This window comes from Rhodococcus sp. (in: high G+C Gram-positive bacteria) (genome assembly GCF_049299235.1).
In the GTDB taxonomy this organism is placed as follows: Bacteria; Actinomycetota; Actinomycetes; order Mycobacteriales; family Mycobacteriaceae; genus Rhodococcus.
The window spans coordinates 1-13,106 of record NZ_JBAQXC010000310.1; the positions used below are offsets into that span (position 1 = coordinate 1).

14 protein-coding genes and 1 pseudogene are annotated in these 13,106 nt (G+C 65.2%); 7 read left to right on the forward strand and 8 right to left on the reverse strand.

All coding sequences use genetic code 11. The features are described 5' to 3' along the window. Positions 1-1,154 (reverse strand): annotated as a pseudogene (locus WAX14_RS18880) (ATP-binding protein); the annotation flags it as partial. 280 nt (positions 1,155-1,434) lie between these two features. Here WAX14_RS18880 and WAX14_RS18885 point away from each other — a divergent pair. Beyond that, positions 1,435-1,734, forward strand: a complete 300-nt coding sequence (locus WAX14_RS18885) for a hypothetical protein (RefSeq protein ID WP_422629581.1) — start codon at positions 1,435-1,437, stop codon at positions 1,732-1,734. Between the two features lie 25 nt (positions 1,735-1,759). On the opposite strand, the gene lysX is transcribed toward WAX14_RS18885, so the two are convergent. The 4 genes from lysX to WAX14_RS18905 all read right to left on the reverse strand — a co-directional run bounded on the left by lysX (position 1,760) and on the right by WAX14_RS18905 (position 6,345). Further along, on the reverse strand, positions 1,760-5,086 hold the full coding sequence (gene lysX, locus WAX14_RS18890) for a bifunctional lysylphosphatidylglycerol synthetase/lysine--tRNA ligase LysX (protein WP_422629582.1): 3,327 nt from the start codon (positions 5,084-5,086) through the stop codon (positions 1,760-1,762). A 113-nt stretch (positions 5,087-5,199) separates the two neighbouring features. Next, entirely contained in the window at positions 5,200-5,469 is a 270-nt protein-coding gene (locus tag WAX14_RS18895) for a GlsB/YeaQ/YmgE family stress response membrane protein (protein ID WP_422629583.1), read from the reverse strand. Positions 5,470-5,593: 124 nt separating this feature from the next. Then, on the reverse strand, positions 5,594-5,815 hold the full coding sequence (locus tag WAX14_RS18900) for a hypothetical protein (protein WP_422629584.1): 222 nt from the start codon (positions 5,813-5,815) through the stop codon (positions 5,594-5,596). Between the two features lie 218 nt (positions 5,816-6,033). Next, entirely contained in the window at positions 6,034-6,345 is a 312-nt protein-coding gene (locus WAX14_RS18905; protein ID WP_422629585.1) for a WhiB family transcriptional regulator, read from the reverse strand. A gap of 222 nt (positions 6,346-6,567) precedes the next feature. On the opposite strand from WAX14_RS18905, the gene WAX14_RS18910 reads away from it, so the two are divergent. The 6 genes from WAX14_RS18910 to WAX14_RS18935 all read left to right on the forward strand — a co-directional run bounded on the left by WAX14_RS18910 (position 6,568) and on the right by WAX14_RS18935 (position 9,821). Then, the gene (locus WAX14_RS18910) at positions 6,568-7,005 is read left to right on the forward strand and encodes a hypothetical protein (protein WP_422629586.1); all 438 of its coding nucleotides are present in this window, start codon (positions 6,568-6,570) and stop codon (positions 7,003-7,005) included. A 355-nt stretch (positions 7,006-7,360) separates the two neighbouring features. Continuing rightward, the gene (locus tag WAX14_RS18915; RefSeq protein WP_422629587.1) at positions 7,361-7,711 is read left to right on the forward strand and encodes an anti-sigma factor antagonist; all 351 of its coding nucleotides are present in this window, start codon (positions 7,361-7,363) and stop codon (positions 7,709-7,711) included. After that, positions 7,708-8,205 carry an ATP-binding protein gene (locus WAX14_RS18920; RefSeq protein ID WP_422629588.1) on the forward strand — a complete coding sequence of 166 codons (498 nt, stop codon included), beginning with the start codon at positions 7,708-7,710 and terminating at the stop codon, positions 8,203-8,205. The genes WAX14_RS18915 and WAX14_RS18920 overlap by 4 nt, the downstream gene beginning before the upstream one ends. Before the next feature lie 80 nt (positions 8,206-8,285). Next, positions 8,286-8,669, forward strand: a complete 384-nt coding sequence (locus WAX14_RS18925) for an anti-sigma factor (RefSeq protein ID WP_422629589.1) — start codon at positions 8,286-8,288, stop codon at positions 8,667-8,669. Further along, positions 8,666-9,487, forward strand: a complete 822-nt coding sequence (locus tag WAX14_RS18930; protein ID WP_422629590.1) for a SigB/SigF/SigG family RNA polymerase sigma factor — start codon at positions 8,666-8,668, stop codon at positions 9,485-9,487. The genes WAX14_RS18925 and WAX14_RS18930 overlap by 4 nt, the downstream gene beginning before the upstream one ends. A 73-nt stretch (positions 9,488-9,560) precedes the next feature. After that, positions 9,561-9,821 (forward strand): DUF4235 domain-containing protein, encoded by a 261-nt coding sequence (locus WAX14_RS18935; protein WP_422629591.1) that lies wholly within the window; start codon positions 9,561-9,563, stop codon positions 9,819-9,821. Between the two features lie 21 nt (positions 9,822-9,842). Here WAX14_RS18935 and WAX14_RS18940 read toward each other — a convergent pair whose 3' ends face one another. Genes WAX14_RS18940 through WAX14_RS18950 form a run of 3 tightly spaced genes read right to left on the reverse strand, consistent with a single transcriptional unit; the run spans position 9,843 to position 13,077 of the window. Then, positions 9,843-10,283 (reverse strand): response regulator, encoded by a 441-nt coding sequence (locus WAX14_RS18940; RefSeq protein WP_422629592.1) that lies wholly within the window; start codon positions 10,281-10,283, stop codon positions 9,843-9,845. Then, positions 10,280-11,869, reverse strand: a complete 1,590-nt coding sequence (locus tag WAX14_RS18945) for a sensor histidine kinase (RefSeq protein WP_422629593.1) — start codon at positions 11,867-11,869, stop codon at positions 10,280-10,282. The genes WAX14_RS18940 and WAX14_RS18945 overlap by 4 nt, the downstream gene beginning before the upstream one ends. After that, positions 11,866-13,077, reverse strand: coding sequence for a PP2C family protein-serine/threonine phosphatase (locus tag WAX14_RS18950; protein ID WP_422629594.1), 1,212 nt, complete (start codon positions 13,075-13,077; stop codon positions 11,866-11,868). Before WAX14_RS18950 ends, WAX14_RS18945 begins: the two co-directional genes overlap by 4 nt. Positions 13,078-13,106: the final 29 nt, after the last annotated feature.

A 13,106-nucleotide genomic window follows, 5' to 3' on the forward strand; every position in this document is an offset into this window, starting at 1 on the left:
TCTTCGGTGGTGTGCACGTCGATCGGTGCGAGTTCGACGGTGGTGACGTCGGCGCCGTCCTTGACGGCGGCGATGGCTGCGGGCAGTTCGTGGTTCGCGGCACCGAGCACACCATCGCGCAGACGGCGCATCGGCACGGTGAGGGTGCGACCGACGAGGAGCACGATGACGAGGGTGACCGCGAGCATCGTGACGACGATGATGCTGTCGCGGATGGCCGCGGACCGGGCCTCCGACGTCAGCCGGTCCAGCGTCGCGGTCATGCGGTCGGTTGTCACCGCGATGAGGTCCAGATACGGCTGGGCCGAGGCGACCATCGTGGAGCGCACCTCTTCGCCGGCTGCCGGGGTCGGGACGAAGTTCGTGATCAGGTTGCGCCGCTTGTCGATACTGGCCATCATGCCGTCGATCTGACCGGTGTCGACGGAGCTGCCGCGCAGCAGGCCGAGCGTGGACTGCTCGAGATCCAGCGCGTCGAGAGCAAGCATCTGGCCGGCGTCCGGATTCGTCGCGAAGACGCCGAGTGCGGTCATCTGGTCGAGCATGGGCCGCTGCGCATTCCATGCGTTGAGCGTGTTCGTGCCGTCGTTCAGAACCTCGGTGTTCTCGGTGAGGTCGAGCAGCGCACGGTAAGTCGCCGCGCATCGTGTCAGGAAGTCGACCGTGCGCGTCTTCAGTTCGGCACGGGACATGGTGCCGCCCTGGATCGAGTTGTAGAGCGTCAGGCCGTCGTCGAGAAGTGCGCCCAGGTTCTCGTTGACTGCGGGATCGAGGTCACCCTCGCTGGCGAGATTGCGGGCCCTGGCGATCGCCGAGTCGATCATCTCGGGGGTGATGGGGGAAGTGTCGAGCCCGAGGCTGGCCGCGGTCGACTGGCTGACGACGACGTTGGAGAAGTCCAGCAGCGCCGGGATGACTTCCATCTGCTCCGACAGCGAACTGAATCGGCGTGTTTCGTCGACCTGTGCCGACACGCGCAAGGCGCCGAGTGCGATTGCCGCGAGTAGTGGAATCACGAGTACGACGGCGAGTTTGTACGACAGGCGCCAGTTCATCAGATCGAGGGACTGGCTCTTTCGTTGCCCCATTGTGGTTGCGTCGTCCTTCCCGGTGATGCGACTCGGGGTAGGCGGGATGAGCGCACCCTTCGGCATACAGGTGCCCGTTATACAGGACGACAATGACTGTTGTACATACGAACGGTATGTCCCGTTCGATGACCTCGTAAAACCCACTTTCGTGGGCATATGATGCTCGTCACTTTCGGTCGAGTGTGCAGTAGATCGCGCCCGTGCCCGGTCTCGCTGATCTTCGCTGTGCGCCGGGTACCGTTGCGCGAGACGAGGACACGGGTTGCCGACGTGTACTCGAAGGGAACGCGAGCGGTCGGTCCAGGTCCAAAATGTCCTGTAACACTATGTTGACGACGCTGCCGTGTGCGCAGTCGGCGACGGTGTCCTCGTGTGCGCAGTCGGCGACGATCCGGTCGATTCCGGAGCGGGCGCGGGCACGGACTGCATCCTCGTCGAGGAAGTCGGGCAGCAGGCCCGCGCGGATCCGCGCGAACGATTCGGGGGCAAGCTCGCGGGCGAGGTGCAGCGGAATTCAGTGGTCGACATCACAGTCTCATTCGGCGAGATCGACGATCTGCCCGACGGACAGAATCAACTGTCGCACCGACTCGGTGCCATGAGCGCCGGGCGCTCGTTCGGTGGGTTGCGGTGTTCCACGTGAAACACCGAACCGATCACGGCCCGCGTCAGTATTCGCGTGGTTTGGGTCCGCGTGGTTTGGCGAGCGGGAACGCCAGCGACTCGCGGATGCTGCCGCCGGTGATGAGCATGACGATGCGGTCCACACCCATCCCCAGCCCGCCGGTGGGGGGCATCGCGTGTTCGAGGGCCTGCAGGAAGTCCTCGTCCAGTTCCATCGCTTCCTCGTCGCCGACCGCCGCGAGCAGTGACTGTTCGGTCAACCGTGCCCGCTGATCGATCGGGTCGGTCAATTCGCTGTAGGCGGTCCCCAGTTCGATCCCCCACGCGACGAGATCCCATTTGGCGGCGACCCCCGGCTTCGTCGGGTGCGGCCGGGTCAGCGGCGACGCCGACGTCGGAAAGTCGGTGTAGAACGTCGGGAACTCGGTGCGTGACTCGACGAGATGTTCGTACATTTCCTGAGCGGTCGCGCCGGCATCCCACGCCGGGTTGTAGGGGATCTCTCGGTCGTCACACAGTCGGCGCAGTTCGTCCACCGGTGTACTCGCGTCGACCTCGACACCGAGCGCCGTGGAGATCGCGCCGTGGAAGGTTGTGACCGGCCACTCGCCGGAGATGTCGACTTCCACCGGCTTCCCGTCCGGGCCGGGCCGGATCAGGATCTCGCGACCGTGCGCGGCGACCGCGGCATGCTGAACGAGTTCGCGGGCCATCACCAGCATCTGCTCGTAGTCGCTGTGCGCTTCGTACGCCTCCAGGATTGTGAACTCGGGGTTGTGCTTGAAATCGGCGCCCTCGTTCCGGAACACCCGGCCGATTTCGAAGACCTTCTCCATGCCCGCGACGCACAGCCGTTTGAGATACAACTCCGGAGCGATCCTCAGATACAGGTCCAGATCGTAGGCGTTGATGTGAGTGACGAACGGGGCGGCGTTGGCCCCGCCGTGCACCGACTGGAGGATCGGAGTCTCGACCTCGAGGTAGCCGCGCGCTCCGAGTTGATCACGGAGGGACCGGACGACGGCGCTGCGTGCGACGAGCAGCCGGCGCGCCTCGGGGTTGATCGCGAGGTCGACGTAACGTTGCCGCACCCGCGCCTCGGGATCGACGAGACCCCGCCACTTGTCGGGCAGCGGGTGCAGGCACTTGCCGTCGAGACGCCAGTCGTCGACCAGCAGTGCGATGTCGCCGCTGCGGCTGTGTCCCATCGTTCCGGTCACTTCGACGAGGTCGCCGAGATCGAATGCGAAACGCCGGCCGTTCACGGCGCTTCGATCGACGAGAAGTTGAACGTCCCCGGACCAGTCCCGCAGCACCGCGAACAGCACACCACCGAAATCGCGGATGCGCAGCAGCCGACCGGCGATACGGACCGCGGTTCCGGCCGGTGCGTCGTGCGCAGCGATCACGGTGTGGGTGGGGCGCACCGCCACCGGATACGGATCGACACCCGCATCGGCGAGCTGTGTCAGCTTCGCCATCCGTACCCGCACCTGTTCGGGTCGGCGGAGCCCGACGGGAATGCTCCCGGTGGTGTCGACCGCGATGTCCGTGTCGGTGGGGGCGCTGCCGTCCTCGTGCAACATTCCGGAATCGACGAGCGAGTCGGGGGCATGATCGTGGGTTCCGGTGTGATGGGCGGCTTTTCGTCGGCCGATGCTGGGTGCGGTCAGGAAGCCTTCGGCGATTGCGGACGCGATACCCACGCGAGGAAGTTCACGGTTCTCACGGAAACACAAGTATCGGGGAGCCCAGTGGGGGTGATATTTGAGGTTGGAACGGTACAGCGCCTCGAGTTGCCACCAGCGCGAGAAGAACAGCAGGATCGACCGCCACAGGCGCAGGATCGGGCCGGCCCCGATGCGCGAACCCTCCTCGAACACCGACCGGAACACCGCGAAGTTCAACGAGATCCGGGAGACGCCGAACTCGGCGCCGTGGGTGGCGAGCTCCGAAACCATCGTCTCCACCACACCGTTCGGTGCAGTCGGGTTGCGTCGCATCAGATCCAGCGAGGCACCGTCGGTGCCCCAGGGCACCAGCGACAACAGCCCGACGACCTCGCCGTTCGCCCGCGCTTCGACGAGCAGGCAGTTCCCGTCGAGCGAATCGCCGAGCCGGCCGAGCGCCATGGAGAAGCCACGTTCGGTTTCGGTGTCGCGCCACTCGTCCGACAGCCTGATCGCCTCGGCCATCTCGTCGCCGGTCAGGTCGCGGTGTCGCCGGATCTGTACCGTCACACCCTGTTTCCGGGCCCGGTTCACCGCTTGACGGACCGGGCGCATCTCCCGGCCTGCGAGCGTGAACTCGGCCGTGCGCAGGATCGCTTCGTCGCCGAGTTCGAGTACCGACAGCCCGGCCCGACGGTATGCCGTGGCACCGGCTTCGCCGGCTCCCATCACCGCGGGCGCCCAGCCGTAACCGCGGGCCAGAGCGAGCCATTCGTCGATCGCGTGCGGCCACGCCTCCGGGTTGCCGATGGGATCGCCGCTGGCCAGGCATACGCCGACCTCCACCCGGTAGGTGACCGCTGCCTTCCCACTCGGGGCGAACACGACCGCTTTGTCGCGGCGGGTCGCGAAGTAGCCGAGCGAGTCGTCGCCGTCGCGGTCGAGCAGACCGCGGATCGCGGATTCGTCGCTGCCGGTGAGCGCGTTCGCCGAACGCTGCGAGCGGAACAGCACGACGACCGCGGCGAGCACCGCGAGAGCGCCGAGCAGTCCGAGCAGGGTGTTGACGAAACCGTGTGGGCGACCACTGAATTGGTCGTTGTCGAGAGCGGTCAGTGCGGTCACCCGGTTGAACGACCACAGCAGTCGTTCGTCGCCCGGTAGCGAGCCGGGAAACAGTTCGACCAGACCCCAGCCGATCAGGGTTGCGAATGCGAGTCCGGCGACGAGCACCCCGAGTGCTTTCCATACCGCTCCGCGCCGGACCCGCGTGTAGAACTGCGGGTATGCGGCGATGAGGATCGCGACGACGGCGACATGCACGACGAGTGCGACAGCCGCGGCGGGGTCACGGTCGGTGACCGCGACGAGCGCGTTGACCATCGCGAAGGCGATCAGATAGACGGTCAGGATCCACCAGGCGATGCGTTTACGTCCGGCCAGTGCCGCCGCGAGCAGACCGAGAACCAGCGCGTACGAGAGGCTGGTGTCCGGTGAGTCGAAATAGTAGGTGTCGATGTATTCGCGGGGTACATGGATCCAATACCGCAACGTCGGCGAGATCGACCACAACGCCACCAGCACGGCGAAGACACCGAGAGTCGTTCCGGCCACATGCGGAACAGAAGAGAATCGCCCCCCTGCGCCGGTGGCAGGGAGGCGGGAGGATACGGCCGGTGGGGCCGTGACATCCGCAGGCATGACCACGACGTTAGCCGTGCGCCCAGGAGCAGACCGGGAAAATGACGAATCGGACGCGGTGAAGGTGGGCGCCGCAGCGGTGCCCACCTTCGTTGTCACCGCGAAACACCCGGTCAGGTTCTGCTGCGGCCGGTGACGAGTTTGACGAGGAACAGCAGGATGCAGGCACCCGCCAGGCAGGTCAGGAAGCTGAAGAACCAGCCGGCGCTCTCGACGTCGACGCCGAAGAGACCGAAGACCCAGCCGCCGATCAAGCCGCCGATGACACCGACGACAATGTTGAGCAGGATGCCCTGCTGTGCGTCGGTCCCCATCAGTTTCGAACCGATCCAGCCGGCCAAGCCGCCGATGATGATCCAGGCGATGATACTCATGGGCAACATGGTGTGATTCTCCTTGTTTCGCTAGCTGTGTCCCGCCGATGAATTTCTCGGAACCGATTGTCGATATACCCCGAGTGGACGGTGATATACCTTGCTGCGCAGGGTTGTCCGGCCGGGTGCGGGTTCAGGCAGTGATCATCATCGACGCCATGAAGATGCACGCGGCAGTGGCGAGGGCGACGAGGATACCGAGAGGCGCAGATTGGGTCAGCAGGGCAGACGGAATTCCGGTGGCACCGACGCCGACGAGGGCCAGCGTCCCGAGAAAACCGAACGGATGGCCTGCGGTGGCCACAGAAGGTTGCGGACGGACCGTTTTCGACGAGTTGCCTGTATGGGTGTCCAACTCGATTCCCCTTTCGGTGCCGGTCGGTGCCGGTCGGTGATGTCGGCAGAGGTAATGTCGGCGGAGGTGATGTCGGCGGAGCCGTCGCCACGTGTACAACGCGGTGACGCGCCGTACCAGGCGTTCCTGCTCTCTTGCCGAATCGAATACCCCGCCCGCCGCGGGTTCACACCAGGGAGTCGCACACCGGGAAATCGGTTGTGTTCGTGACCGTCCGGCTAGGCAGAGACCTGCCGCAGTGCACGGCGCTCGGTTTCGGACAGCCCACCCCACACACCGTACGGTTCCCGGATGGCGAGAGCATGCTTCAGGCAGGCCACCCGCACCGGGCAACTCATGCACACGGTCTTCGCCGCGATCTCACGTTTGCGCCGGCCGTTCCGAGGTTCTCCGGGCGACGCGTAGAACAATTCCGAATCTTTTCCGCGGCAGGCGGCATTCAACTGCCATTCCCATTCGCTGTCGACCGGCCGTAGACGAGGATTCGGGTAATTGCCGATACGATTGCTGCGCCTGATGTTCTGGGTCATTGCCAAACCTCCGGCTCGAGGGGGAATTAATTCGCACGTTCGAACTGGTGAATACTTCTATGGCATTCGTTGCGCGGATGTCAACCCGTCGAAACCGGGTTTGAAGTGGGTGAACGAGGGTAAGGCACCGCACGAATGTCCGCCCGAGAATTGCCGTCGGCCGGTGGTTGAGATGCCCGACCTATGGGTATGTACCCCGTACCTATCCGAGGAGGAAGCTCGATGAAGAAGATCATTGCCGCCGCACTGGTTGCGTCCGGGGCAGTCCTATCGCTGGCCGCGTGCAGCGACGACGACTCAGGATCCGAATCGGTCACCGTCACCACCACCGAGACCGTCGAGTCGCAGCCCACGACGAGCGAGGAGACGACCACGACCACGACCTCGGTCACGTCCTCGGACCAGTTGGGGCGGTTCGATCAGACCAAGCTGGCAGCATTCGTCGTCGCGTTCCGCACGGGCTATTCGGATCTGTCCGAAGACAGGGACGACGCGAGCATCGAGGACATCGTCATCGCCTCGTGCAACGACCTCGCCAGCGGGGTCAGTGAAGAACAGGTCACCGAGAGGATCGTGATGTTGGCTGCCAACGGGGAAGCGCAGCCGTCTCCCGAGCAGGCCGAACGCATCTACGATCTGGTCACACCTGCCTGCCCGTGACGGTGAAACCTGCATCACTGTGAAACCTGCATCACTGTGAAACCTGCGTCACTGATGAGACCTGCGTCACTGTGGGCCCGCGGAGGAATGAACGACACGGGCGATGGGTATCCGGGAGCATTCCTGGGTATCCGGGGAGCACCCCAAGGGACGGAGATCGACGAACAATGCAGGCCAGGCAGGGTAGCGCGCCGTGGACGGCAGCCCGAAGATCGGTAGTCAGAAGATCGGTCAAGGGTGTATACGCGTGGTACGGGATCTCGTACGCGCGCGGTGACGCCGCGGGGGCGAGCGGGCAACCGCACACGCAGCGAACAGGAGGAACGACCACGTGGATGTAACGGATCCTGAACAGATGTCTCAACCTTCTCCGGTGACGATGGACGTCCACTTCGCCGAAGGCGTCGCGGTACTGCACACCGGCGGTGAGATCGACGTGGTGACCGCTCCGGAGTTCGAACAGAAGCTGACCGAGGTCGCGGCGATGTGCGGCGACGCCGTGCTGGTGGTCGATCTCCTCGGCGTCCAGTTTCTTTCCTCGGCGGGACTTGCGGTGCTCATGCGCACCGCGGACGAACTCGCAGGCAAGACTCGTTTCCTGGTTGTCGCGGACGGGCCTGCCACTGCACGACCGATGAAGCTGGTGGGGTTGGCCGACGCGCTCGAGATCTTCCCGACTGTCGAAGCTGCCCTATCGACCGTATGAACGAGCAGGGAAGAGTGATTGCATCGATGCTGCCGGTGCGGCCTACCAGCGGCCGCGATCGAAGTCTCTTCCTCGACGGAATGCGTGCCGATCTGACCGCACTGACTTCCATACGGCATCGGCTGGCGCAGTTCGCCGGCGAGATCGGGCTGCCGGCGGACACCACCGGCGATGTGCTGCTGGCGACGTACGAGGCTTTGGCCAACGCCGCCGAGCATGCCTATCCGTCGGAGGCGGACGGGACCGTGGATCTCCGGGTAGTCGACCATGTGGACGACGGCGTGCTGTCGGTATCTGTGGTCGATCGAGGATCGTGGAAGCCCGAAGTGGACAACAGCCGTGCGCGCCGTGGACGTGGAGTGCGATTGATGCGCGCCTGCAGCGACGATGTGCGGATCGAAACGGATGACGAAGGAACCCGCATCTACATGCAGTGGAAATATGGAACGGACCACGCGTCTCTACCGGACGTGCAACAGCAGGAGGAATCTTGATGTCGACGACAATTCCTTCGAGTCCGGCAGCGTCCGATCCGGGTGGCTACCCGGCGACCGCGCGCGCGACTCCCACGACTGTGACTCCAACAACGCTGTCGGTGCCGGCGCTGATGGGGGAGCTCCCGGTCATCCGCATGCTCACCGAAGTGGTGGCGATGCACGGCGGATGCACACTCGATCAGGTCTCGGATCTGAAGTTGGCGGTCGACCAGATCTGCACGCTCCTCATCGAGGTGGCCGTGCCCGCGACCGAGATCACCTGCCGGTTCCACACCGGCGGCGGCGTGCTTCGCGTCGAGGTTACCGCGACGACGACCGGACCGTGGGGGCCCGCGCCCGACAGTCTCGAATGGCGAATCCTGGAGGTACTTGCGGACACCATCGCTGCGAGCGAAGTGCTTGCTCCGGACGGGCAGACAACGGAGGCGAGGGTCGAACTGAGCATCGGGATGCCGGCATGACCCTTTCCGAACTCGATTCACGGTCCGGCAGGACCAGTCCGGCGAACACCGGCAGGATCGACGAGGAACAACTGTCGGTGCTGCTCGCTGTGCACCGCCGCTGCCCCGCCGGTTCCGACCGGGCCACCGCCCTCCACTCGCAGATCGTCACCACGGCGATGCCGTTGGCGCAGAACATCGCCCGGCGCTTCGCGGGGCGCGGGGAGGACATGGACGATCTGAACCAGGTCGCCTATGTGGGATTGCTGCACGCGATCGACCGGTACGACCCGGAGAAGGGTCGAGGGTTCGTCGCGTACGCGGTCCCCACCATCATGGGTGAGATCCGGCGCTACTTCCGAGACCACGCCTGGTCTACGCATGTGCCGCGTCGACTCAAGGATCTGACCGTATCCATCAACAAGGTCACCGACGATCTGGCGCAGCGGTTGGGCAGGTCGCCGACGGCGGCGGAGATCGCGGCCGAGATCGGCGCCGAGACCGGCGAGGTGATCGAGACCCTCGCCGCCCGCAGTGCGCATCAGCCTGCCTCCCTGGACACTCCGCTCGACATATCCGGCGACGGTTCGGGTGCAACGCTCGCGGACACGCTCGGCGAGGAGGACAGCGAGCTCGCGAAATCCGAGCGTTACCTCCTGCTCCGACCGCTGCTCGAACGGGTACCCGAGCGCGAGCGGCGCATCCTGATGATGCGGTTCTTCGAAGAGAGAAGCCAGTCGGACATCGCCCGCGAGATCGGTGTCTCCCAGGTGCACGTGTCCCGCTTGCTGGCCCGCACGTTGGCGGACTTGAGGTCTCGGCTGACCGACGAACAGTAAGACCCCGCTACTTCATCGGCATCGGGCTCGGCGGAGCCGCCCCCGGGCCGGACTCGACAGGAGATGAACAACGATGGCCAGGCCAGTTCGAAAAATCATGTACAAGACGCTGTCCACGGCGACCGGTGTGCTCGGCGGGGTGCTGGCCGGAATGGCGTTCCGCCAGTTGTGGACGCGTCTCGGGGCGGGTGAAACACCGCCCGACCCCAAGGATCTGTCCGTATCGAACCGTGAGGTGCTGTTCGCCGCCGCGGTGCAGGGCGCGGTGTTCGCTCTCGTCAAAGCGGCGGTCGACCGTGCCGGGGAGCGCAGTTTCCGGAAGCTGAACGGATAGCGCCGCTCGAAGCGAGTCGACTCAACGTCCCGGTAGGCGCACCACCTGGACGAAGAAGGTGTCGATCTGCCGTACCGCCGCGATGAACTGGTCCAGATCGACCGGCTTCGTGACGTAGGCATTCGCGTGGAGTTTATAACTTCTGAGAATGTCCTCTTCGGCGGCAGACGTCGTGAGGATGACGACCGGAATGTCCGCGAGGTCCGGGTCGGACTTGATCTTCTCGAGCACCTGCCGTCCGTCGTACTTGGGCAGGTTGAGGTCCAGCAGGATCAGGTCGGGGCGGATCGCGTCGGCGAATTCGCCCTTCCGGTACAAGAACTCCAGTGCCTGCTCGCCGTCGCGCACCACGTGCAGGGTATTGCCGACCTTGTTGAATTCGAAGGCTTCCTGGGTCATCAGGACGTCTCCCGCATCGTCCTCGACGAGCAGGACGTCGATGGCATGGGCTGCAGGGTTCACGGTGTCGTTCCTTCTGTGAGCTGGGCGTCTACTGTGGGCCGGACGGCGGGCAGGGTGAAGCAGAAGCGGGCGCCGACGCCGGAATCCGGATCGAGGCCGATGTCTCCACCGTGGTATTCGACGATCTTCTTGCACAAGGCAAGTCCGATTCCGGTGCCCGAGTAAGCCTCACGTGCGTGCAGTCGCTGGAAAATGACGAAGATCTTCTCCGAGAATTCTTCGGGAACTCCGATTCCGTTGTCCTGTACGCATATCCGCCACTGGTCGTCGGTCCGGTCGACGGTGATGGTGACCAGTGGCTCGGTGTCGGGCCGGGTGAACTTGAGGGCGTTGCCGATGAGGTTCTGCCAGAGCATCGACAGCAGTGTTGCGTCCCCGTCGATCTCGGGGAGCCCGTCGGGCCGCTCGATCCGGGCGCCGGATTCCTCGATCACGGAGCCGAGGTTTGCCAGTGCCTTGTCCAGCGGACGGTCCAGCGGGATCCGCTCGAATTTGCTGCCGACCCGCCCGACCCGAGAAAAGGCCAGTAGGTCGTTGATCAGTGCCTGCATGCGGCGTGCGCCGTCGACCGCGAAGTCGATGTATTGGCGTCCCCGATCGTCGAGTTCGTCGCCGTAGCGTTTCTCGAGCAACTGACAGAACGACGCGACCTTGCGCAGTGGCTCCTGCAGATCGTGGGACGCGACGTATGCGAACTGTTCGAGATCGGCATTGGATCGTCGCAACTCCTCCGCCGTCGCATCGAGGTCGCGGGTCTGCGCCTCGAGTTGCCGCTGCCGGTCGCGGACCACGTCCAGTTCTGCGACGATGCGCCGACGCATATCCTCGATGTCGGTGGCGAGGGAACGGATGTCGGCTGGTCCGCGGCCGGCGTCGACCCGATGTTCGAATTCGCCCTGCGCTACGCGACGCGAGGACGCGGACAGCCGGGCGATCGGCTCGGTGACCGCAATGCGCACCAGCACGGCGAAGAAGGCGGCGGCGATCACCAGCACGAGCGCGAGGATCGCGAACACGGTGTTGCGAATCGTACGCATGTGATCGATCTGCGTCAGTGCGTTACTCACCGCCTCGGTCAGGCGCAGATTCTGCTGGTCGAATCCGGCGCGGACGTCGTCGAACAGAATCTTGCCGCCGTCGTAGAACGCCTGATCGGGAGCTCTGCCCTCGAGGAGGGGATCGGCGAAGCCGGACCGCCAGCGCTGTGCCGCCCGCTCGACGGCGTCGAGGTCGGCGAGCAGATCGGGGTGGTCGTCGAGCAGATCCTGGATCCGGCTGGCCGACTGCTCCTCGGTCTGCACGCCGTCGCGATACGGGTCGAGGAACGAAGCGTCCCGGGTGAGTGCGTATCCGCGCACCCCGGTCTCCTGGTTGACCAGCGCGGCCTGCAGTTGGTAGGCGGCCGAGCGGGCGGGCATCAGGCCCTCCGTGAGACTGTCCGTCACCCGGGAATTCGCCGAGAGCGCTGTGGCACCGGCCGCGGCGCCGATGACGACGAGCAGCGTCATGATCGCCAGGACCAGATTGAACCAGCCCTGCACGGTCAATTTGCTGCGGCCGCGGGCCGCCGGAGTCTGCGCCGTCATCTCCGGGACCACTGCACATGAAGGACCGCGACGTCGTCGCTGAGACCGTCGTGCGGTGCGGCGAGCGCCTCCACATGGACGATCAGGGAGTCGACGAATTTTTCTCCGTTGCACGCACTGCCGAGGGAGCGCGCATAGGCCAGCAGTCCCTCCTCGCCCAATCGGTCCGACTCGTCGATCCGCGCCTCGAACAATCCGTCGGTGAACAGCACGAGCGCGGTCCGCTCGTCGACCTCGAGGGTGGTCTTCTGCCAGGTTCCGCTCTGCCTACGCAGGCCGAGGGCGGGGCCGCCCGGCACCTCGAGCCACTGCACCTCGCTCGGCGTGCGCAGCAGAATTCCCGGATGGCCGGCCCGCACGACCTCGATCGAGCGGTGGTCCGCGGCGAGGACCACACTGGTCACGGTGGCGAACACGTGCGATCGGGGTCGTTCGGCGATGAGCACCTGCTCGAGCGTACTCATCGCAGTCTCCGCGTCGACGCCGCTGAGAACCAGTGTGCGCCAAGCGATTCGCAATCCGACGCCGAGTGCGGCCTCGTCGGCGCCGTGCCCGCAGACATCGCCGATCAACACGTGGACGGTACCGTCGCCGCCTTCGACGACATCGTAGAAGTCGCCGCCCAGCAGGCCGCCCGTCCGGCCGGTCCGGTACCGGGTCACCACATCCACACTCTCGCCGCGCAGCAGCGGCACCGGAAGCAGGCCACGCTCGAGCCGGGCATTCTCACGGGAACGCTGCTCGCTCGCTCGCAGCGCGGCGGCCGCGTGTTCGGCGCGTTTACGTTCGATCGCGTAGCGCACCGACCGGGTGAGCAGTTCCCCGTCGACGACACCTTTGACGAGATAGTCCTGGGCGCCTTCGGCCACGGCAGTGAGCCCGGCCTGCTCCTCGGCCAGGCCCGTCATCACGATCACCGGCACGCCGGCGGCGTACCGCTGCACGGCTCCGAGCGCGTCCAGTCCGTGCGCATCCGGAAGGTTCAGATCGAGGACGATGCAGTCGGGCAGTGCTTCGCCGAGGCAGGTATGGGCTTCGTCGAGCGAACGAGCCCAGGTGATGACGAACTCGACGACGGCGTCGGACGCCATCTCCTCCACGAGGACGGCGTCTCCCGGGTCGTCTTCGATCAACAGGATGGTCACCGCAGCCGCCTCGGACCGTCCGAGACCACCGTCGGAATCGAGCACACGTCCTCCTGCAGTCATGGTGCGACGATCACCGGATCCACACGACC

What these genes read in the sequence shown, in the direction of transcription:
- lysX (WP_422629582.1), bottom strand. Translation starts at nt 5,086, where the DNA reads ATGCCTGCGGATGTCACGGCCCCACCGGCCGTATCCTCCCGCCTCCCT.
- WAX14_RS18895 (WP_422629583.1), bottom strand. Translation starts at nt 5,469, where the DNA reads ATGTTGCCCATGAGTATCATCGCCTGGATCATCATCGGCGGCTTGGCC.
- WAX14_RS18905 (WP_422629585.1), bottom strand. Translation starts at nt 6,345, where the DNA reads ATGACCCAGAACATCAGGCGCAGCAATCGTATCGGCAATTACCCGAAT.
- WAX14_RS18910 (WP_422629586.1), top strand. Translation starts at nt 6,568, where the DNA reads ATGAAGAAGATCATTGCCGCCGCACTGGTTGCGTCCGGGGCAGTCCTA.
- WAX14_RS18915 (WP_422629587.1), top strand. Translation starts at nt 7,361, where the DNA reads ATGTCTCAACCTTCTCCGGTGACGATGGACGTCCACTTCGCCGAAGGC.
- WAX14_RS18920 (WP_422629588.1), top strand. Translation starts at nt 7,708, where the DNA reads ATGAACGAGCAGGGAAGAGTGATTGCATCGATGCTGCCGGTGCGGCCT.
- WAX14_RS18930 (WP_422629590.1), top strand. Translation starts at nt 8,666, where the DNA reads ATGACCCTTTCCGAACTCGATTCACGGTCCGGCAGGACCAGTCCGGCG.
- WAX14_RS18935 (WP_422629591.1), top strand. Translation starts at nt 9,561, where the DNA reads ATGGCCAGGCCAGTTCGAAAAATCATGTACAAGACGCTGTCCACGGCG.
- WAX14_RS18945 (WP_422629593.1), bottom strand. Translation starts at nt 11,869, where the DNA reads ATGACGGCGCAGACTCCGGCGGCCCGCGGCCGCAGCAAATTGACCGTG.
- WAX14_RS18950 (WP_422629594.1), bottom strand. Translation starts at nt 13,077, where the DNA reads ATGACTGCAGGAGGACGTGTGCTCGATTCCGACGGTGGTCTCGGACGG.